Below are 20,958 nucleotides of genomic sequence, written 5' to 3'. Positions count from 1 at the left end.
GCAGGAGTAGTACTGAACGGAGCGGTATCATTCATGGGAAAGAATCCTGGAAAGTGAGATTTGCATTTGAATTGGCTCTCTATCTGTCTCATCGAAATGGTACAAGCGTATTCAAAGATATAACGTGTCACTAGAGGACTCGAACGTACTTTCCACCTTGCGGTTGATGGTGCCATTATGTAAAATGGAAACTATAGAAACCAGTATGGTTTCCGCAGTGGACAGGAGGTATCGTACGATGGATGAATCGATCCGGTCGCGCATTGTGCAGGAGGCGGCATCTCTGTTTAATGCCAATGGGTATCGCGGAGTGACGCTGAACGAGTTGGCGTCACGGCTGGGGATGAGCAAGAAGACGCTCTATTTGTATTTTAGCGGGAAGGAAGAGATCGCTGAAGCGGTGCTGGACACTATTATGAAAGCGATTACAATTCATGTGAAAGAGCATATGGAGTTCCCCGGCGATCCGCTTGACGTATTCGAGCGTGTGTTCATGAGCATTAAGGGTGAGCTTGTCAAATTGCATCCGTTATTTTTGAACGATATCCAAAAATATATCCCAAACTTATGGTCGAAGCTTGAAGCGTTCCGCAGCGCACAGCTCACATTTATAGAAAAGCTTCTTCAGCGGGCGATGCAGGAGGGGCATATCCGGAATGTGAATCCGAGGCTGGTGACAGCCATTATGCTGGAAAGCATTCAGCGCATGGCGCGGCCGGATATGGCTGCCAAGTACGGGGTGACGATGGTCGAGATGGGCGAAACATTGTTCAGTTTGTATATGCACGGTCTTCGAGCAGACCAATCCAATAAGAGGAGCGAATAAGCATGAGCGTTTATGTGCTTGATTTTGAACATCTGGATAAGAGCAGCCTTCCCCTCGTCGGAGGCAAGGGGGCTAATTTGGGGGAAATGATGAAGGCGGGCTTTCCTGTCCCCTCGGGCTTTTGTCTCACCACGGAAGCGTACAGATCCTTTCTTAAGCAGAGCGACGTCATGGACGGTTTTTTTGGGCGATTGGACAGGGTTGAGGCGGATCAGCTTGAGGAAATCATGGCGTTGGGGCAGGACATCCGTGAGCATCTGGTAACATTGCCGATTCCAGATGACATTCGTACCGCAATCATCCTGGACTGGAGCAAGTCCGGAGAGGATCAAGCATATGCGGTGCGCTCGAGCGCCACGGCGGAGGATTTGCCGACGGCTTCATTCGCCGGTCAGCAGGACACCTATCTGAATGTATGCGGGGAAGACGCGCTGCTGGACGCAGTCCGCAAATGCTGGGCGTCGCTTTTCACCGACCGGTCGATATCGTATCGGGCCCGCAACCGATTCGAACACCGTGCCGTGCAGCTGTCCGTCGTTGTGCAGCGCATGGTGTTCCCCGAGGTATCCGGCATTATGTTCACCGCCGATCCGATTACGGGCCACCGGGATACCGTGTCGATTGACGCTAGCTTCGGCTTGGGGGAGGCGCTTGTGTCTGGGCTAGTCTCCGCGGACCTGTATCAGGTGCGATCAGGGAAGCTGCAGAGGAAATCCGTCTCCCGCAAGAAGCTGGCTATATATGCCCTACCAGAGGGAGGAACCGTCACGACGGAACTTCCTGAGGCGGAGCAGGAGCTGCAGGCGCTAGACGATGCGCGTGTCCTGGAGCTCGCGGCACTAGGCGATAAGATCAAGCGGCATTATGGGTCGGAGCAGGATATCGAGTGGTGTTTTGCGCAGGGGAATTTCTACATCGTTCAGAGCAGACCGATCACCTCGCTGTATCCGCAGCCAGAATTGAACATTCCGGCAGGGGAGAGCCCTCATCTGCTTGTTTCCTTCGGCCATCAGCAGATGATGACGGATGCGTTGAAGCCAATGGGCTTGTCCGTGCTTCGTACTCTTTTTCCTTTCGGGAAAACGGGCATCCGGATGATGAACGAACATACGGCGGCTGTTGGCGGAAGAGTCTACGTCGATATTACCAAGCTGCTAACGGTGAAGCAGGCCCGTGTTATTTTGCCGAAAGTATTGACCAACGTGGATGAAATGATCGGCCTCGGCGTGGCGGAGCTCGTGAAGCGAGAGTCGTTTATCCAGCATTTGCCTTCAGCTCCTGGTGTGAAAAAAGGCGTTATCCGCTTTATTCGTCCCGTTCTGCGGAGAGTGGCACGCAAGCTGCTTTATGCTCCTATCACTGAAGCGCATCCTGAGGTAAATGCGTACTTCAAAACGTCGATCCAAAAAGGGAAATCTCGGCTTTCCGGCGTCACCGGTCCGGAACGGGTCCTCCGAATACAGGAGCATATAGGCATGCTGCTACTGACCATTTTCCCCCAGCTGATCCCTTATCCGCTCGCGGGTATCATTTCGTCCCGACTGGTAAATGCGCTGTCAATCAAGTGGTTGGGTGATACCGAGCTCGTGCATATACTGAATCGTGGGCTGCCCGGCAACATCACGAGCGAAATGGGGCTTATGATCGGCGACCTGGCAGATGCAGCAAGATCGTATCCGCAGGTGATCGAGTTGATCACGCGCGGCGATCCCCATCAGTTCCGCGAACAGCTGAGACAGGCAGAGGGCGGCGACGCGTTCGGGCTGCTGTGGGATCAGTTCATGGCATTGTACGGGATGAGATGCCCTGGGGAAATCGACATTACGCGGCCACGCTGGCGAGAGGATCCGAGCACGCTGCTGCCGTCGATTGCCAGCCATATGCGGAACATGGAGCCTGGGGAGCACCGGACCAAGTTCACGGAAGGAACCTTGGAAGCTGAAGCCGCATCAAGTGACTTGCTGAAGCGCTTACGTGAACAGCCTTTCGGGAGGCTCAAAGCGAAGCTGATGTCGCGGCTGGTAAGCGTATACCGCGGGTTGATGGGGCTGCGGGAGCATCCCAAATATTTGATGATGCAACATTTTGGCCTCGTGAGAGAAGGGCTGCTTGACGAAGGACGATCTCTGGTCAAGGCTGGCGTGCTGAAGAAGACGGATGATGTATTTTATTTATCGCTAGATGAGTTGCTGAGACTGACCGAGGGCGAGCGGTTGCCCGGGCTTGCGGCGCTTGTCGAGCAGCGGAAGGAGGAGCTAGAGCGATTCCGAGGCATGACGCCACCAAGGCTGATGACGAGTGAAGGGGAAATCATTACTGGCCGGCGCAAGTTGCAGGATTTCCCCGAGGGGGCATTGGTCGGAACGCCGGTATCCGCTGGCGTCATAGAGGGCGTCGCCCGTGTGGTACTGCGGCCGGAGGAGGCGAAGCTGAATAGGGGTGAGATTATGATCGCCCCTTTCACCGACCCGGGCTGGACTCCGCTGTTCCATTCCGCTGTCGGGCTGGTGATGGAGGTCGGCGGACTGATGACGCATGGCGCTGTGGTCGCCCGGGAGTACGGGCTGCCATCGGTCGTCGGCATTGACGGAGCGACTACTTTGATCCGAGACGGTGACCGCATTCGCTTGGACGGGACGCGCGGCTATGTACTAGTGCTAGAGCGGAGCGAGTGAGGCTTCAATTACGCAGAATAAAAGCGGCAATCTGAGACTTTATTTTTCAAGTCAAAGTTTGCCGCTTTCAAATGGGTGACTAATGCAGAACTATGGTAAAAACCGGAGACACATTTGTTCTCGGGTGACAAGAACTTTGTAACATCCCCGACTGAACTGTCTTTAGCAAAATCCTCTAACGTGAGGTTAACGCAACTACCAAGCAATGGAATCGTATAAAGTTTAACGAGGAGGAAGTGAAAGGGGAATTTAGTGGGAAAACCTAAATTGCTTACAACTATAATGGTGGGACTCACTTAGTTCCAGTTATTTTTGAATGAAGCATTAGCCATTAAGCTAAAGGGAGTTTAGTGTGGTGTTTGATGATGAGAGGGGACTTGAAATGAGCAAAAATAACATTCATGAAACCCAACCCAAAAAGGAACTTTTGTACAGTAACGATAATTATGTCGATGAAAACCTTGGCTCTATTCAAAATATTGAGGGTGGAGGACCAATGAAAAAAATCGATTTAAATTCAATGCCGCGTCCTCTTAAGAACTTCGGCTATTTTGTGTTTTCAATTATATTGTTAATGGGTGGGGCAGCATTCTTAATTAATTTTATACGATAAAATTAACAACATTACCTCGCTGCTCAACTAACGAAGAAAGATATTTAAATATCAGAAGGGCTGCCGTGGCGGCTCTTTTTTAATTGGAATACGAGAATAGGAGTTTACAAATGGATACTGATCGGGTAATATGAATTTATTACTTATTTACGTAATTACGTTATTTAGTAATAATAGAAATAAGGTGTAAAGGCGAGTTGAGCAGAGATTACGGTGCGAAATTGGAGGCTATGTCATTTAATGCTTTCTCATAAAATGTATTGACTCGATGTGCACTCGTGTTTAGCGACGTCTACCACTCGGCTTTGATTAAAAATATTCGTAACTGAAAAATTTTCATATAGAAAGAAGATGTTGAAAAGATGGATAGATGTGATTCACTTGCTCTCAGAGGCATACCAATGACTGCGATGTACGCTCCCGAACGAACATCCACTCACGGGCATTCCGTTCAACTCAATAACATTGAGATGCACTATGAGGAGTACGGAGTCGGAAAGCCCCTGGTGCTCTTGCATGGGTTCGGCGGTTGTTCACAGAACTGGTATCCATTTACCGCCCAGCTCTCAGAGCGCCATCGACTGATCGTCGTGGATTTGCGAGGCCATGGTTACTCTACCAATCCCGAGAACAAGTTCAGCCATCGGGAAGCGGCCATTGACGTGTTCCTGTTGCTTGATAAGCTAGGGGTGGATCAATTCTCGGCTATGGGGATGAGCACTGGCGGGATGACACTCCTGCACATGGCAACGAGCCAACCCAAGCGCATCGACTCGATGGTACTAATTAGTGCAACTTCCCATTTCACCGATCAGGCAAGGGCCATAATGCGCCGAGCTTCGTTTGGCACCATGCCCCAACAAGTGCAAGAAATGTATCGAGAGTGCGCAAAACGCGGTGACACACAGATTCGCGAACTCATTTCTCAGTTTAACGCCCTGGGCGATAACTACGACGATATGAATTTTACTGCACAAGGTTTATCAACCATTACAGCACGTACACTCGTTATACATGGTGATCGCGACCATTTTTTCCCCGTTGAAATTCCTGTGAACATCTACCGTTCTATCCCGGATGCCGCTTTATGGATTATTCCTGGCGGTGATCACGTTCCTATTTATGATTCCATGGTTCCATTTACCTCAACAGCCCTGCGATTCCTTGATGGACCAGACTCAACGCCGGATTCCACTTCCGACTGACCCACCTCCCGGAATGAGCGTCGAGCCGATTAACGATGGCGGGGCCGCTCATCGAATAAACCAGAAATCAAACTTATACGATGATTTAATCAAACGAACAGCTGTTTTTGGATTGGGGAAAGTTGTTTCAAACTAGCCCTATTGGCTTTAATAGGATGTAGTCTATAGGAAAAGGAGTGTTTGGAATGTCTTCTATAAATACACTATACGTCTCTGTATCCAACAAAAGTCTTGATAGGGAAGCTTCTATGAATGAACAGCTTGAAGTCCGCGGGACAGACGAAGAGCTCGAAAAGCTACGACAAATACTTGAGCAACTAGAGCGGGACGATCAAGTGACCCAATTAAGAGCTCCAATTCCGTATAAATCCGCCGATCACGATAAAGCAACGGATCAGTTTAACGATGATCTGCTCAAACTCTATCAATTAATCTACAATTTGGGAACTGACAAGACAAGGGCTCATATTCATGATATGAACATACTTAATAAGCTGCAGAATACCGATTACGATTATCCTGGCTACGAGCGTTAATTGGACATAGGATGAATTAAGAAGTAGAAATTCGCAATTGTAAAAGATCCTTGACCCTAGGTCGAGGATTTTTTTCTAGGTTCAGTGATCGAACGATCGGTTTTCGGGGAATGGGGCTCACCTAATGGGAACTGCCGGAAAGAGCAAGTGATCCGGCAGTCTTTGTTGAATAAGAAATTCAGTCTTTTTTGTTATGTCTTATTTATAACTCTTTGAAATGTAGTTCTTCATTTTTGTTTACACGAATTACTGTCCCTTCACACAGATTATTGTGAAGTAGTTTGCATTGTTGATTGAGCCTGACTAATCATTGTTTGTGCTTGTGCTATTTCAGATGATGCTTGCTTTAGAGCTTCTTCACTTAGTGTAGGATTAGCGATAGATTGTTCAATGGCTTGGCCAATAAGACTTTTAGCAAGAGTTGTTGCAGCTTCTGCTTTCTTTAACTGGTTTGCATCAATTTGTTGTGCCAATTTCGGATCTCCAAGAGAATGTATTTGTCATAAACAACTGTTATATATTCTTCGATTACTAATGGTTTTATGTATGCAAGGAAGAACGATTTAAAGCATAATCTAGGGACATCAATTAAAAAATTGTGAAACCGTGGACTATTGGCCGAGTATGGAAAATGGACGGAAAGAATGATAAATGAAATTATTGTGGGAAAGATTAGAGAATTGGCTTAAAGTTCATACACCAGGTGTATTGAATGATTTAAATGCTGGGGCAAGCGAGCAATCTAAGCTAAACGAGGAACGTTTGTTCAATGATAGCGATGTGAGGTTGTTCAGCAATTTGTACAAGACGTTTTGTAATTGTTTCATCAATAGGGCCTGCATCCCTTGTAAGGAGATTTCCATTGAAATCATTTGGCTGAAGAGGGATTCCCAATTCTTGAGCTACTTGATACTTTAGTTGGTTAATTCCGCTTTAGCCTGTGGTACGAGTAAAGTGCTGTTATTGCCAGGGGATAAAATCGTTGCTTTTCACAAAGTGCTTTATTTTGTTGAGATTAACGGAGGATTATGCAAGAATCTCATTTGAAAAGCTTTAGTTCCCATTAAGAAATAATTGTTTAAATTCTTCAAGCAGCTAAGTGATTAGCACAATGTGTCTGCTTATTTTACTTCTTAAGTGAGTACAATATATATGTTTCAAATTACTCAAAGGGGTGTGCTAAAGTTATGACTAATCAAAAGAAAAGCGTGAAATCCGAAAAGCAAAAAAACCAAAAACCAAATCAAAAGGGTAAAATTGATGAGGCAAATATTAATTAAGGTGGTTATTAACAAAATGGTTCACACAAAAAGCGCTAAAAAAGCCTGAGGAAAATTTCCCACAGGACAGGCTAAATTTTTAGCTTATTTCATCAATATAGAAAAGGAGTAATCTCAATGTCCGATAAAACTAAAACTAAGATAACCAAATCTCAGCGAACCGTAGATAAGGAACTGCAATCTCGAACTCGAAAATCGCCTGACCAGTCTGCACAAAATAATACACATGATCAACCAGGTGATGCTTAAGGGAGATCAACTTTCGAATTAGGAGGATAAATACAATGACATCCAGTAGAGGACATCAAGGAGCTCATGGCACAGGACAAATTGTTAAGCAACTGAACAATCAAGCCCAAGCCGCGGAGCAAATTCAAGGAAGTAATAAGGTCGATCAAGAAATTATTGCAGCCGCAAACGAACATAGTTCAGAACTGGATGAAATCATAGATACGGATATCAGTTCCTAAGTTGAGCTTCGGCATGGAACAGTAAGATGAGTTAGAGACCTGCGGCCTTCTTCATGCTGCGGGTTTTTTTCTTGTTCGGCAGCAAGAAAGTGGACTTGGCATCTTTGTGACAGGTCTTGCATGGCTAGAAGACGCGTGTTTGCTGCTGGGCATGCTGTATAGAAAAAGAAGGTTGCTGGTAATTAGCAACCTAACTTTAATTAATGTTGGTACTGTCGTTAATTGAAAAGTTGCACAGGAATTGATTTATACCCGTACACAAAAGAACTCCTTAATGGAGAAGGAATTTCACCCTTCAAACTCATATTCGGGGCGGTCTCAAGTAGAGCAGTTAAAGCAATTTTAGCCTCGAGTCTAGCTAAAGAGGCTCCAATGCAATTGTGAATCCCGTTTCCAAAGGCTAAATGCAAGTTAGGATGACGTTCAATAACAAATTCTTCAGCTTGTTCGAAATTTACTTCATCACGATTTCCGGAACCTAACCACACGGTAACTTGGTCGCCCGATCGCATTTGATGCCCTTGAAACTCGATATCACTAGTCAAGATTCTTCCTAGACTTTGAATAGGAGATCGGAAACGAAGTACCTCTTCAATTACAGACGGCAATAAATTCAAATTTAATCTCAATTGCTCCATAAGTTCAGGTTGCTCTAGCAAGGTCAAGACTGCATTGCCTATTAGATTAGTGGTTGTTTCATTACCTGCAACAAGCAGAAGTAAACAAAAACTTAATATAGCTTTTAAATCAAGACTTTCTCCATCGACTTGAGCGTTTATTAGAGATGTAATTAAATCATTTTGGGGAAAGCGCTTATGCTCTTCAATAACGGTGCCAAAATATTGATAGAGTTCACCAGCAACTCGATTTTTTTCTTGTATCATATCTTCTATTGATTGCCACGCTGCTACATCCAAATAAGCGACTAAAGCATCTGACCATTTCTTGAATAAATCGCGATCCTTTGGAGGGGCACCTAACATTTCAGCGATAACTATAACTGGTAGAGGGTAGGCTAAATCTTTAATGATATCCATTTCTTTTCGTATCTGATCCTGAGCTAATAATTCCTGTGTTATTGTCTGGATAGACTGAGCCATCACCTCAACAGCCTTCGGGGTAAACGCTTGGCTAACAATAGAACGATATCGTTTGTGTTCTGGTGGGTCCATTGTTATCAGGCTATCTCCGCTGCCGCCCGACGAAAATGTCTTATAATCACTTAACACCTTCTGTATATCCTGATAATTAAATATATCCCACGTTTGCCTATATTAGCGATTTTATTTCCGCGCTGGATGGAGCACGTTGCTTCTCAAAAACCTGAGAAAGTTACGCAATTAGGTGTTCGTGTATTTGATATTGATCCGAAAGGTAAGACGGTAGAGAAGCTTGCGTAAGAGACCATTGCGTCATTAAAACAATTTTGGACTTCCATCGGCGCTCCTTCAAACCTTTCTGACTACAACATTGACGATAAAGAACTCGACCTAATGACAGAACGCGCGATGGTGGGCTCAACGATCGGCAGTTACGTTCCATTAACGAAAGAAGATGTAAGGGAAATTTTAAAAAAGTCGCTATAAGATAAATAATAAGTTTCCAATCCATATAAGAAGGCAGCCTACGGCTGTCTTTTTTCAACGAGCAGATTAGTTCCAATAAGTGGTAGTATATAGATAACGAGAATGACGATTCAACATTAGGTTCTTAGTTCGACAGAATAGTTAGCTTAAATTAATTCGTGAAAGAAGAGGAGGAATATCATGCAAATTATGTTCCGTTACAATTGGTTGGTCAGGGAAGAATGGTACCGGTGGTGTGAGGACGTACCGGAGGAGGAACTGCTTCGTATTCGTACAGGTGGAGTCGGAGGGATATTGCATACTCTTTTTCACATTATCGATGTGGAGTGGAGTTGGATTCGTTCTCTGCAGGGAAAATCAGATTTTCAAGAAAGTTTTGAAAGTTACAGTAGTTTGGAGAAAGTCCGCAACCTGGATGTAGCTTTCCGGCCTGAAGTGCAAACGTTTGTACATTCATGGGACGTAAGTATGGAGACTCGCCCATTTTACGATCCCCAACCGGACGGGAAAATGGCCGTCGATGCGTGGGGTGAAGTAATGCGTCACATAATCGCACATGAAATCCACCATATTGGCCAACTATCGGTCTGGGCGAGAGAAGTTGGTAAAAAGCCTGTGTCAGCTAATGTTATTGGCAAAGATCTCATCAAACCCCAGTTGTTACGTTAACGGAAGTTTTTAACATTGAGGTGGATGCAAATAGCTATTTGTCTTGAGTTTGAACTAATTGAAGTAATCGGCACTATAGCAAGGTATAGATTCGGCAACTGTTTATGTGAATTAGATGGCGTAATCGAACTTGATTTATTTAAGTTGAAAAACGGGGAAGTACCTGGAGATACTCCTATCAATGAAGTTGTTAAACTAATCAACGATAAACAAAAACAAGCAATGGCGAACAGAGTTTTCAGTAAGGTATATAAACATTTTCTTGAACATAATGAGTATCCAGTAAAAGGCGGATATTACGCATAGTTTCATTTTCAGGTGTCAGTTTAACAAAAAACAATGGAACTATTTGTAAAATTACTAATAGCATCTAGGGGGTTGGCTTTGAAGAAGATAACATTAACTTTAATTGCCACTATACTAATTTTATTAGCTGGATGTAAAAATAATGAACCCACAACTACCGAACTTCAGTGGTTCAATACAAAAGATAAAGCTATTGAAAATGGACTAATCAATGAAGGGATTAATAGATCTTCGATTTTGTCCTCTGAGAATGTTAATGATGAAACAATTATTTTTTATGAAGGACATAATGCACTTGGGGTGGCAAGTATTGCTGAGAGTCCAATGGGATATAGCTGGTATCGAAGTCAAGCATATACAGGTTTTCAAGGGCAAGATGTGCCTTATATGACAGTCGGCTTTGATTTTCAAACATATAAAGGACCGAAAATTAAGATAATAGCGGGAAAGATTTACGATAATACGATTCAAAAAATGTTGTTAAAAGGTGACGGAAGCAATAGGGAATTATTGATTTATGGTGAATTGCGATTCTTTTTTTCAGTTCATGAAGCACCCTTTAATAGCCTTGAAGTCGTCCCAGTAAGAGGTATTTAAGGTTTTTATTGTTCAACTAACTGGAAATTATAGTTTAATCACAAAATGACGGCAGCTGGTAAGAGGGGCTGCCGTTGTCCGTTGAAGTAACTGGTGAATAGATAAGCATTCTTATGGGAAATTATAGTTATGATCTGCTTTCTTTGCTCCATGATAGCTATTTTTTCTATTCTTGGCCCTCACAAATTACAAAAGCCGTCTGCTTTGCTTTCTTCCAGTATTAGTTCTTGCTTTTCAATTAGGACCCTGAAACAGCTGCCGCACATATGAAACAAAACTTAATAAAACCTATGCATGAACTGTATGCCCTAATCTAATAGTGAAAGGATCGATGAGAATGTCTGGTCATAAGGATTTAAGAATTCGGAGCAAAGTTATAAGTGAGGGAGTCAATCGGGTCCCTAATCGTGCGATGCTAAGAGCTGTAGGTTTTAAAGATGAAGATTTCAAGAAGCCGATGATTGGTGTAGCGAGTACATGGAGTGAAGTAACCCCATGCAACATGCATATTGATTCATTAGCGCTTGCAGCGAAAAAGGGAATTCAGCTTCATGGCGGTGCTCCTCTGATTTTTAACACCATTACGGTTTCAGATGGAATTTCGATGGGGCATGACGGGATGCTATATTCCTTACCAAGCCGTGAAGCTATTGCAGACTCCATTGAGATTGTTACGAACGCAGAGCGCTTCGATGCGCTTGTTGCAGTTGGCGGATGCGATAAAAATACTCCCGCGTGTTTAATGGCCATTGGGCGACTGAATGTACCCGCGGTATATGTATATGGCGGAACAATTCAGCCTGGTAAGTTAGATGGTAAAGACGTAGACATAGTCAGTGCTTTTGAAGCAGTAGGTTTGTATCATGATGGTAAAATAAGTGATGAGGAGCTTCACAAGGTTGAGTGCAACGCTTGCCCTGGGGCCGGAGCTTGCGGAGGGATGTATACGGCTAACACAATGGCATCTGCTGCAGAAGCTTTAGGCATGAGTCTTCCTGGATCATCCTCTACCTCAGCGATATCACCGCGAAAAGTCCTGGAATGCGAAGAAGCCGGTGAGAGGGTGCTTGAGCTACTTGAGAAGGGAATCTATCCCCGTGATATTATGACAAAGAAAGCATTTGAGAATGCGATTACACTTGTAATGGCATTGGGGGGCTCTACAAATGCTTTCCTGCATCTAATTGCGATTGCACACTCTGTACAAGTGGAATTAACCTATGATGATTTCGAACGTATTCGTGTAAAAGTGCCACACATTGCAGATCTTAAGCCGAGTGGAAAGTATGTCATGCAGGATCTAAGTGATATTGGCGGTGTTCCCGGCGTGATGAAGCTTCTTCTTGAACAAGGTCTTCTCCATGGAGATTGTTTGACGATCACTGGTAAAACTTTAGCAGAGAATTTAGGAGCATCAGAACCGTTGCATGAAAATCAAGACATTATTCGTCCTTTCAATAATCCTTTAAAAACAACTGGACCCTTGGTCGTTCTAAAGGGCAATTTGGCTCCAGATGGCGCAATTGCCAAAATGTCAGGGATGAAAAAATCTCGTTTCACTGGCCCTGCACGCGTATATGATAGCGAAGCAGAGGCTACTGAGGCGATATTACAAAACCAGATCCGTAAAGGAGATGTGTTAGTTATTCGGTACTGCGGACCGAAGGGCGGTCCAGGCATGCCGGAAATGCTTTCAGTTACCGCTTTAATAGTCGGGAAAGGGTTTGGTGGGGAAGTTGCCCTCATAACTGATGGTAGATTTTCAGGTGGCTCACATGGTTTTGTAGTCGGTCATGTTGCACCAGAAGCGCAAGTAGGAGGACCAATTGCTCTTCTGCAAGAGGGTGACAACATTACCATTGATAGTGAAACGCAAGAAATTTCCTTTGAAGTTTCAGAAGAAGAGCTTGCGAAGCGTAAGAATGAATGGGTTCAGCCACAATTGAAATTTACTACAGGTGTTCTCAGTAAATACGCAAGATTAGTTTCATCTGCTTCCAAAGGGGCCGTTACAGATTTATTCTAGTTAGTTATATGATGCGATTAGAACGAACGACGTAGAACAATTCAAAAAAAAGGTTAACAAAAACCCTTACCAAAATGGTAAGGGTTTTAAATTTGAGTCGCGTATCGTTTCTCAAGAACACAAGTGATTATGCAGTGAGGAAGTCAATGGGGCATGTCAGGGATATTAAGGAATCGATAAGCTTTATGTATTATTACGATAGAAGAAGGAATATTGATAGTTGAGGGCTCACTTTAGTAACAGTCAAGGTTCAGGATTAATCAATATTTGCATTACCCTAATGCAACATACAAAGAGCTCTACAAGAGCTTTGTTTACTCTAGAGGTCCTTTAAAGCAGTTTATCAATGACCCAGCTGATCATTTTATTCGTATCGATAGGGTGGTTAAGTAAAATGCTCGCATACAATAGAATTCCAATTGTGCTCAGAACTAGACTAACGATCTTTTCACGAAGCGAAGCCTTTAAGTGGAACATTAACCACATAGATAGGGTTACGTAGATGATGAAGATAGTAACTAACAGCTTCATGCTTCCGTTAACCTTAACTGTTTTGTTCTAATCCAGGATACGACAATGAGCAGAAGTGGAATGACAACTGCAAAGAACGTATCAAAAGCAAACGAATATTTATGATCCCAGATCATGTTCTCAATTACGTTATCAAAAAACAATGAAATTGGGAGTATGATCCATATCAACGATAGGGTAGTGAAAGTTCGATTTTTTAAACCAAACGATTGACTTAGTCCTAATACAGCACAATACATAGTTATAGACAGCTTCATCGAGATCGCTGAAAACCAAATGACTACAACAACCACTTCCAGATGATCAATGAAAAACGAAAATGGAAGTTCTTGAGCTAAAGTAAACATGGGATACATCAGGTGCGAAGAGCGATAAACACCTACAATACCAAGTACGAAAAAGACATTTAGACCAATGATAACTGCTGCAGCTCCTATTCCTGTCATCAAGGATGTCGTGAGTTTCTTCTGTACAAATGGAAAAAACATGGTTAAACATACGGTCTCGCTAAAAGGGAAGCCCAACATCGGCTTCGTTTGGCTAATGAGTTGGAGGGGCTCAAAATTATGAGCCGGACCGAAATTTGCCCACTCCCATCCTTTCAGCATGATGAAGAAAACGATCCAAAAAACAATGACTAATATCGGCGTTACAAATTCATTTAACATGGCTAGTGATTCTGCGCCTTGTATCACGATATAAGCGGAGACAAGTAAAAAGGTCAGGTGAACAAACGAGATCGGGGTATGCATCAATACATTAACCTTAATAAAATCCCCTAAGTTTCTAACCACCCATGCAGCGATCTGGATAAAGAAAATGATGTATAGGCAAGCGAAAAGAAAGCCGACTTTACGGCCAAATACGTGTAAACAGATCTGAATGATACTCAACCCCGGATGTCTTCGGGCAAGATAGATCCAAAGTGCTGCAATGAGGACACCATACAGGCCAGCTACAAGTGGCAAAGACCAAGCATACTCTTTGGCCATTGTAATTAAGCCTCCTGGCCGTATAAAAAAAGAAGTTCCTATCGTAAATGAGAACGTGAGGAGGAACATTTGCCAAGCTGAAAGTTGCGCTTTCTCCATAGGGTTAAGAATTCTCCTCTCCGGCGTATGAGGACTTTGTCCGCCCAATCCATTTAACCTTTAGATCCGTGATAATGTTTACATTCGTATGCATCCAAGCTGATGGATCTGACTTATAAGACGACCAAGCCTTACTATGTCTGCGGTCTATTTGATCTTGAATACCTAACAAATCCCAATTCTTTTCCCTCGAATAGCTCACGAATTGCAAACACTCGCTTTTAAATTTGTTATTTATTAATTGTTCAATTTCCTTATAGTTAAATAAAACAGAATCCTTAGGTCTATTATCTAATAAAATCCTTAGTGAACCTTTGATAGTTAACTGAAGATTGGATTTCCCATGATCTAAGGATAACTTCCGAATAATTTTCGGTTCTTCAACCATCACTTCAATATCTCCACTATCATGTACAACTTTTAGCAGGTAACGATCGGCTTTTTTATTTAACAAACCATTCATATTGCTTTTTCTGTTATCGATCTCACCTTGCACTTTATCCTTAATAAAGACAATTCCCCCATTGAAAAGTATGCTTTTCCTAGGGGCGTTAATTTCTTCAAGTTTCGAGAATTGCGGATTTGTTTTGGAATTCATGACCGAAATGAAAGGCATAACAATAGGCTGCTTTCTAGAGAGCGTATTAATCGCATCGCGTGCTCGAATAAGTGCATATGTCCCGCTCATTTTATGTTGGAGTTCGATCATGGCATGCATAGCTCGTCCCGGAACACGCTCTAAAGGCACAATCGTATTCATAATGGTATCTATAGGTGCATCCGTCATTAGAAGATAGCCAGTTGGGCGTCTTGTCGGGTTGCTTTCAATAAATTCAAGAATTTCTCGATAGTATAAGTCGCAATAACGCTGCGTCAGTAGATAAATTTGAACATCGTTTGTAAAAACAAGCCTCGGGATTTGGCGATTAGACAGAATGCTGAACCCGGAAATCATATCAATGTTATTCATTTTATAGGTGTATACGGATGCTTTAGAGGATTCTCCGGATTTTCCTCCGACGCCAGCTGGATTTACGACTTGAAAATAAATTAATCGTTCTTTTGTTTTCGGATCGATGTCCAACCCAATGGCATCAACGATAGCCAAGTCATTAATTTCTTTCTTATCCCAGCATCCCGTTACCATTAAACTACTTAAGAAAATAACCAGGCATGTAAGGAAGAAATTTTTCATGTTTTTGCTCCTTCCGGACGTCATTCAGGACGCCTTGAGAAAAAACGGCGAGAACGCTTCATTTGAGGTCTTGGTACTCGAACTATGATGTCCTTTAAATTTTTAAGACTAAGAGGCGCAAGTGGTGCAAAGTACTTCATCCCAAAAGATCGAATGGACACAAGATGAGAGAGCAACAAAAGCACGCCGCACGTTATCCCATACAATCCCAAAATTCCGGCAAGAACAACAAAAGTGAATTGAACGATACGCTGCGCAATGCCAAAGCTGTAGGTTGGGGCGACAAAGTTAGCGATCGCTGTAATAGACACCACGATTACCATTGAAGCGGAAACGAGACCGGCTTCAACGGCCGATTGACCGAGTACAAGAGCGCCGACAATGGATATCGCTTGGCCTGCAATACGAGGCATGCGGAGTCCGGCCTCTCGTAAGATCTCAAAAGTAATAAGCATAATAATCGCCTCGATGAATGCGGGGAATGGAATACCTTCGCGCTGCGAGGATAAGCTAATCAGAAGAGAGACAGGAATAACTTCTTGATGAAAGGTGACGGCGGCGATGTAGACGGAGGGAACAAATATGGCCAGTAAGAAAGAAATCATGCGAAGCAATCGAATGAAGGTCGCAATGTCGGCGCGTTCATAATAATCTTCAGGGGCATTAAAGAACTGAAAAAAAGTAACAGGTCCGATTAAAACGCCAGGTGTCCCAGAGGTTATAATCGCAAAAGAACCTTCCAGCAAATGTGCCGTGACAACGTCCGGCCTCTCTGTTTGATACACTTGTGGGAATGGCGTCCAGGGACTATCTTGAATCCATTCTTCGATATAGGAACTGTCGAGAATACTGTCCGTTTGAATGCTCGCTAACCGGCGTTTTGCCTCCGCAACAATTTCTGGTTTAGCCAAATTGCTCAGATAAATCAAGTAAACATCCGTCTTCGTCTCCTCGCCAAGCGACAATTGGGAAAACGTTAGATGACTGGATCTAACACGCTTACGTACTAACGCTAGGTTTATATTAATATCCTCGGTAAATCCTTCTTTCGGACCGCGAGTCGTAACTTCAATCGTCGGTTCGCTCACGCTTCGAGCAGGTATTTTCGAGAAATTTAAAGCATATGGGATGCCTTCCTTCAGTGGTAATATAACGATATTTCCATCCAGCAAATATTTGATACATGCTTCTCCGTTAGATAGAGTATGTAAAAATGACCCTGGCAGATGGGTTGCAAAGATACTGGTCATGGGCATATTTCCGGAACTAACTTTGATTAGCGGTTGCAAGATAAATTCATCGAATCTTGTTTTATCTACAAGTGAATCAATATAGAAGAAATGAATCTCTGCTTCCTCAGGAATAGGCAACACGTGGTGATTAAAGTCAGGTGAATGGCTTAACGCTTCAAGTATGATTTGGATGATATCATATGACGATTGGGCAGAAAGAGCAGTCATAACTTACCTCCATGAATAACATGTCATGATTGTTACTATGGGTAATACTGGATGCTTTTATACAAATAGATAAGAAACGAATGTCGGTCTTCAAACGGATGAGGAGGCATCAACGAAGCGAAGGTTGCCAGGCGGGGCTATACGCCGAAAGTACATCAATTCGAATCGGTTACTGACTAGAGATTGACGGAAAACCACATTGTGTTCGCGACTAATTAAAATCAAAGTTATAATATAGAAAATTCACATTAAATTTAAAAAATGAGGGAGCAACTATGTCTAAACTAAAAAAAATCGTGATTCTGATCTTATTTTTTACGGTAGGTCAAGGAACCGTAATGGCAGAGGAAAATTCTATTGCAGTTTTCTATAACGGCGAACAACTGATTTTCGAACAACCACCTTATATTAGTAATGGGAATACTCTCGTTCCTATGAGATCAATTTTTGAAAAATTAGACTATCAAGTTTCATGGGTTGAAAAAGACCAATCCGTAAGAGCGACTAAAGGGAAAAGCGTGATATTTCTTAAGATCGGAAGTTTTTTGGGTAGTGCAAATAACATTGAATATCTAATTGAATCTCCACAACTAAGGAACGGTACAACGTTTGTTCCATTAAGATTCATTTCTTTAGCCTCAGGAATGCAAGTTGATTGGGATGAAGATAGTCAACAAATTCACATTCACCCATTTGAAAATGATACGATAGAGAGTAAGCTTCATAGATTGCTTGATACATATGCGACATCCAATAGTATGACTGAGTTTGCTTTAGCTCTTACCAAGGATGCTTATGGAGTAAAGAATGATGGTTATGAAGAAGAGATTATAAACATTGATCCGAATAATCAAGAAGCAGAAATAAAATTTCGTGTAAAGTTTTCTTTATCAAAAGTTAGAGTCGTACGAAAGTCGGACTTAAGTGATGCCTCACCGTCGACTCCATTAGAATATGTCTTAGAAATAACTCAAAAATGTATTTGTGTTGATGGGCAATGGTATATTTCTGATAATTTAGCGAATCGTCAATATAGAGTAATATCAGATGTTTAAAAAGAAATTTAACTGAGTGCTTACATAAATAAAACTAACATAAATTCATTTATGTTAGTTTTATTATTTTGTAATTGGTGTTTTATTTAATTGACTTATAAACTACATTCATGTGGTAATTGCTTACTGGGAAAGGCTTCCGCTATATATGACATATAGGTCGGACTTTTGATTGGAGCTTTATATTGCAAAACTAAATCGGATTGGAGAAAACTAGAACAATAGTAAAATGGTACTTAAGGCGAATCTGCTTTCCGATCCGCAGGCGGTGAAAACAGATAACAAGATGGATACGGTTCGCCGACCTATCGAAATCGAGTTTGCAGATTCGCATCGACAATCTTCTCTTCAACGCAGTTGAAGCTGAATTGGTAAAAGTGACGGTAACGAAGTGCCATACCGAATACGGGCAACTCGTTGTGGGAAATGAGCATAAACCAATAATCTAGAATTCACATAACGCATGGGTCGGGGGCATCTGTCACTTGATGCTTGCTGGCCCTTTTTGAAATGTATGGAGGAAATAGATGATGAACATTTTGTTATTAGTACACTTAATCGCGGTTTGCGCCTGGGTAGGCGGTGCGATTTACGAGCGTTTCTTCGTCTTGAAAGCAGTCGATCATGCGAAGAGAACGAATTATGAAGCCCGCATGGTACAAATCATGCTTAAAGCTGTGCCTTACTTTAAAGTTGTAACCGCCTTGCTCATCTTGTCCGGCCTTGCGATGACAATAATTAATGCTCAAGGATCATTCAGTTGGTTCGTTCATTGGAGCTGGCTATCTCTTAAAGTGTATATCATGATTGCGATCATGGTGTTTGGGTTTGCCTTCATTAATCCGCTTCTAAACAAAGTCACCACGCATATCAAATTGGCCATTGAGAATGATCAAATAGTAACGGATGAAACCCGCGCTGCAGTCCGCCGAATCGGGGTTTTGTTGGACATCGCTCACCTTGGAGTAATCGTCAACTTGATTCTAGGCGTAACAAAGTTCTTTTGATCCACAGAGAATCACGCAAATAAGGTGAATGCGAAGCGTAAGTTTTTTTGAAAAATTAACATAAATTCATTTATGTAAGTTTTATTATTTTCTAATTGGTGTTTTATTTAATTAACTTATAAACTACATTCATGCGGTAATTGCTTACTAGAAAAGGCTTTCGCTAAATAGGACATGATTGGTCATTACACGACTAGAGAGGGTACGAATTCATGAGCAAAATAATTATTATCCACGAAAAACCTAAAGATATCGAAAGTTTCGAGAAACATTACTTTGGTGTTCATATTCCGCTTGCCAAAAAACTCCCGAAGTTGACCGGGGCATCTGTGCATCGCGTCGTTGGCGCCCAGCATACGGACAATGAGCCGTACCTGGTCGTGGAGGTTGAATTTATGAACAGCGAGGATCTTCATGCAGCGATGGCAAGCCCGGAAGGACAAGCAGTTTCCGAAGATGTTACGAATTTTATTCCTTTTATGAATCGTCGTCCCTCTATCCTTATTTTGGAGTAAATAAGAATTCCGCTTGCTTACATGAAAGGGATAACCTTTCCGATGACGAAATCATCGAAGCAAAGCGGATAGTGAAGGCGGGACTAGATCACGGCTATAAGAGCGATATTTAAGCCGTATTTGTAAACGCTCAAACTGGGGAGATCGTTTCTGTTGAGAAGAATCCAACAGCTCCAAAGGGAACTAACTAGATCGTAAATAGAACTTCGGGTCGTATAAGATTATACGATCCGAGGTTTTTTATTGTCACCAAACACGCCAGGATATTCAGGGGAACTTTACGAATGGTATGGACAAGATAAGTTTTCTGATATACTGAAAATGTAGAATAACGTAATGATGCAATTACACATTCATCAATAAAATAGATACTTGAAAGGAGGATTCTCTTGGACATCCAATATTTTATTACTTTTCGTGAAGTTTCACGCTGTCAGAGCTTAACACGAGCTGCTGAGCGTCTTGGATATGCGCAGTCAACTGTCAGTATTCAAATTCAAACGTTAGAGAAACATTACAATCTAAAGTTATTTGATCGGACCAATAAATTTAAACTGACCGAATCCGGTTTGCAATTGCTTCAGTTCGCGGATTCAATCGTCAATGCTTACTTCAACGCGGAAGAGCATTTCACCAAGGAGCCAAAAACAATCCCTGCAATAGGAGCAATCGAAGCCTTATCGACTTATTTTTTGCCCCCCTATTATGAGGCTTATCATAGAAAATTTATGGATCAAAACATATCATTTTACCCTAGTAGCGAGCTTGACGTGATCCGGAAGATCAAGCAGAATGAACTCGATATGGGTCTCATCCTCAGTACTCATCTTTCTGATCCTGAGTTGAAGACGATTCAAATCCGTGAGGAAAAACTTGTCATTGTTTGCCAGCCGGATCATCCTTTGAGTGGGGAGAAAAATCTTAATATGTCGGTATTGCAGAACAGTTCCTTTATACTGACCGAGAAAGATTGTGCATACCGCGTAGCACTGGAAAGATTAATGGATGAGCACGATATTTCTTATCAAATTGTTACCGAAATGGGCAGCATTGAATGCGTTAAACAGTGTGTCATGTATGGCATGGGGCTTGCTTTTATCCCATTGATCGTGGTTCAAGAACAAATCGACAAGAATCAGTTATCGTTCTTTACTTTGAAGGATGAGCTTCTTCCATCTTTTTATTCACAAATTATTCTGCACAAAAACAAACGGGTATCCTCATCCCTTCAAGAATTCGTAGATATGTTAACTCCCCGCTCAAATCAAGCGGAAAGCGCCTAAAACATTTATAAAGGCGATCGCGTTTCCCTAAG

General features: G+C 42.6%; 23 protein-coding genes and 1 pseudogene. 17 read left to right on the top strand and 7 right to left on the bottom strand.

Features of this window, described 5'->3' with window-relative positions; genetic code table 11:
• The first annotated feature begins 238 nt into the window (after positions 1-238).
• The 5 genes from AC58VC_RS06245 to AC58VC_RS06225 all read left to right on the top strand — a co-directional run bounded on the left by AC58VC_RS06245 (position 239) and on the right by AC58VC_RS06225 (position 5,855).
• Positions 239-826 (top strand): TetR/AcrR family transcriptional regulator, encoded by a 588-nt coding sequence (locus AC58VC_RS06245; RefSeq protein ID WP_497367983.1) that lies wholly within the window; start codon positions 239-241, stop codon positions 824-826.
• A 2-nt stretch (positions 827-828) separates the two neighbouring features.
• Positions 829-3,501, top strand: a complete 2,673-nt coding sequence (locus AC58VC_RS06240; protein WP_497367982.1) for a phosphoenolpyruvate synthase — start codon at positions 829-831, stop codon at positions 3,499-3,501.
• A gap of 355 nt (positions 3,502-3,856) precedes the next feature.
• Entirely contained in the window at positions 3,857-4,114 is a 258-nt protein-coding gene (locus AC58VC_RS06235) for a hypothetical protein (RefSeq protein WP_497367981.1), read from the top strand.
• A 362-nt stretch (positions 4,115-4,476) separates the two neighbouring features.
• Positions 4,477-5,319 (top strand): alpha/beta fold hydrolase, encoded by an 843-nt coding sequence (locus AC58VC_RS06230; protein WP_497367980.1) that lies wholly within the window; start codon positions 4,477-4,479, stop codon positions 5,317-5,319.
• A gap of 185 nt (positions 5,320-5,504) precedes the next feature.
• The gene (locus AC58VC_RS06225) at positions 5,505-5,855 is read left to right on the top strand and encodes a hypothetical protein (protein ID WP_497367979.1); all 351 of its coding nucleotides are present in this window, start codon (positions 5,505-5,507) and stop codon (positions 5,853-5,855) included.
• 266 nt (positions 5,856-6,121) lie between these two features.
• Here AC58VC_RS06225 and AC58VC_RS06220 read toward each other — a convergent pair whose 3' ends face one another.
• Positions 6,122-6,328: a hypothetical protein gene (locus AC58VC_RS06220; protein WP_497367978.1), complete on the bottom strand. Its 207-nt coding sequence runs from the start codon at positions 6,326-6,328 to the stop codon at positions 6,122-6,124.
• A gap of 274 nt (positions 6,329-6,602) precedes the next feature.
• A pseudogene (locus AC58VC_RS06215) lies at positions 6,603-6,835 on the bottom strand (alpha/beta-type small acid-soluble spore protein).
• Between the two features lie 584 nt (positions 6,836-7,419).
• Here AC58VC_RS06215 and AC58VC_RS06210 point away from each other — a divergent pair.
• Complete coding sequence (locus tag AC58VC_RS06210; protein ID WP_497367977.1) at positions 7,420-7,605, top strand: hypothetical protein; 186 nt, start codon at positions 7,420-7,422, stop codon at positions 7,603-7,605.
• A gap of 218 nt (positions 7,606-7,823) precedes the next feature.
• Here the strand turns inward: AC58VC_RS06210 and AC58VC_RS06205 are convergent, their stop codons facing one another.
• The gene (locus AC58VC_RS06205; protein WP_497367976.1) at positions 7,824-8,834 is read right to left on the bottom strand and encodes a cytochrome P450; all 1,011 of its coding nucleotides are present in this window, start codon (positions 8,832-8,834) and stop codon (positions 7,824-7,826) included.
• Positions 8,835-8,870: 36 nt separating this feature from the next.
• Here AC58VC_RS06205 and AC58VC_RS06200 point away from each other — a divergent pair, with 36 nt between their 5' ends.
• From AC58VC_RS06200 to ilvD, 6 genes are all read left to right on the top strand, one after another.
• Positions 8,871-9,005, top strand: coding sequence for a hypothetical protein (locus AC58VC_RS06200; RefSeq protein WP_497367975.1), 135 nt, complete (start codon positions 8,871-8,873; stop codon positions 9,003-9,005).
• Between the two features lie 6 nt (positions 9,006-9,011).
• Positions 9,012-9,191: a hypothetical protein gene (locus tag AC58VC_RS06195; RefSeq protein WP_497368977.1), complete on the top strand. Its 180-nt coding sequence runs from the start codon at positions 9,012-9,014 to the stop codon at positions 9,189-9,191.
• Positions 9,192-9,371: 180 nt separating this feature from the next.
• Positions 9,372-9,860: a DinB family protein gene (locus AC58VC_RS06190; protein ID WP_497367974.1), complete on the top strand. Its 489-nt coding sequence runs from the start codon at positions 9,372-9,374 to the stop codon at positions 9,858-9,860.
• Positions 9,861-9,884: 24 nt separating this feature from the next.
• Positions 9,885-10,166 carry a hypothetical protein gene (locus AC58VC_RS06185; RefSeq protein ID WP_497367973.1) on the top strand — a complete coding sequence of 94 codons (282 nt, stop codon included), beginning with the start codon at positions 9,885-9,887 and terminating at the stop codon, positions 10,164-10,166.
• Between the two features lie 78 nt (positions 10,167-10,244).
• Entirely contained in the window at positions 10,245-10,763 is a 519-nt protein-coding gene (locus tag AC58VC_RS06180) for a hypothetical protein (protein WP_497367972.1), read from the top strand.
• A gap of 337 nt (positions 10,764-11,100) precedes the next feature.
• Positions 11,101-12,789 carry a dihydroxy-acid dehydratase gene (gene ilvD, locus AC58VC_RS06175; RefSeq protein ID WP_497367971.1) on the top strand — a complete coding sequence of 563 codons (1,689 nt, stop codon included), beginning with the start codon at positions 11,101-11,103 and terminating at the stop codon, positions 12,787-12,789.
• 330 nt (positions 12,790-13,119) lie between these two features.
• On the opposite strand, the gene AC58VC_RS06170 is transcribed toward ilvD, so the two are convergent.
• The 4 genes from AC58VC_RS06170 to AC58VC_RS06155 are packed head-to-tail and all read right to left on the bottom strand — an operon-like array spanning position 13,120 to position 17,066.
• Entirely contained in the window at positions 13,120-13,320 is a 201-nt protein-coding gene (locus AC58VC_RS06170; RefSeq protein WP_497367970.1) for a hypothetical protein, read from the bottom strand.
• A complete protein-coding gene (locus AC58VC_RS06165) occupies positions 13,317-14,411 on the bottom strand; it encodes a GerAB/ArcD/ProY family transporter (protein WP_497367969.1) in 1,095 nt (364 codons plus the stop codon). Before AC58VC_RS06165 ends, AC58VC_RS06170 begins: the two co-directional genes overlap by 4 nt.
• 4 nt (positions 14,412-14,415) lie before the next feature.
• Entirely contained in the window at positions 14,416-15,606 is a 1,191-nt protein-coding gene (locus AC58VC_RS06160) for a Ger(x)C family spore germination protein (RefSeq protein ID WP_497367968.1), read from the bottom strand.
• Between the two features lie 20 nt (positions 15,607-15,626).
• Positions 15,627-17,066: a spore germination protein gene (locus AC58VC_RS06155; protein WP_497367967.1), complete on the bottom strand. Its 1,440-nt coding sequence runs from the start codon at positions 17,064-17,066 to the stop codon at positions 15,627-15,629.
• A 275-nt stretch (positions 17,067-17,341) separates the two neighbouring features.
• On the opposite strand from AC58VC_RS06155, the gene AC58VC_RS06150 reads away from it, so the two are divergent.
• The 5 genes from AC58VC_RS06150 to AC58VC_RS06130 all read left to right on the top strand — a co-directional run bounded on the left by AC58VC_RS06150 (position 17,342) and on the right by AC58VC_RS06130 (position 20,926).
• Positions 17,342-18,121 carry a copper amine oxidase N-terminal domain-containing protein gene (locus tag AC58VC_RS06150; protein WP_497367966.1) on the top strand — a complete coding sequence of 260 codons (780 nt, stop codon included), beginning with the start codon at positions 17,342-17,344 and terminating at the stop codon, positions 18,119-18,121.
• A 229-nt stretch (positions 18,122-18,350) separates the two neighbouring features.
• Positions 18,351-18,482, top strand: a complete 132-nt coding sequence (locus AC58VC_RS06145; protein ID WP_497367965.1) for a hypothetical protein — start codon at positions 18,351-18,353, stop codon at positions 18,480-18,482.
• A gap of 166 nt (positions 18,483-18,648) precedes the next feature.
• The gene (locus AC58VC_RS06140) at positions 18,649-19,128 is read left to right on the top strand and encodes a hypothetical protein (protein ID WP_497367964.1); all 480 of its coding nucleotides are present in this window, start codon (positions 18,649-18,651) and stop codon (positions 19,126-19,128) included.
• A gap of 212 nt (positions 19,129-19,340) precedes the next feature.
• Positions 19,341-19,643 (top strand): EthD family reductase, encoded by a 303-nt coding sequence (locus AC58VC_RS06135; RefSeq protein WP_497367963.1) that lies wholly within the window; start codon positions 19,341-19,343, stop codon positions 19,641-19,643.
• 389 nt (positions 19,644-20,032) lie between these two features.
• Complete coding sequence (locus AC58VC_RS06130) at positions 20,033-20,926, top strand: LysR family transcriptional regulator (protein ID WP_497367962.1); 894 nt, start codon at positions 20,033-20,035, stop codon at positions 20,924-20,926.
• Positions 20,927-20,958: the final 32 nt, after the last annotated feature.

The organism is Paenibacillus sp. J22R67 (genome assembly GCF_059692175.1).
Note: the sequence above shows the minus strand (reverse complement) of the source record. Positions and strands in the feature narration are given on the sequence as shown.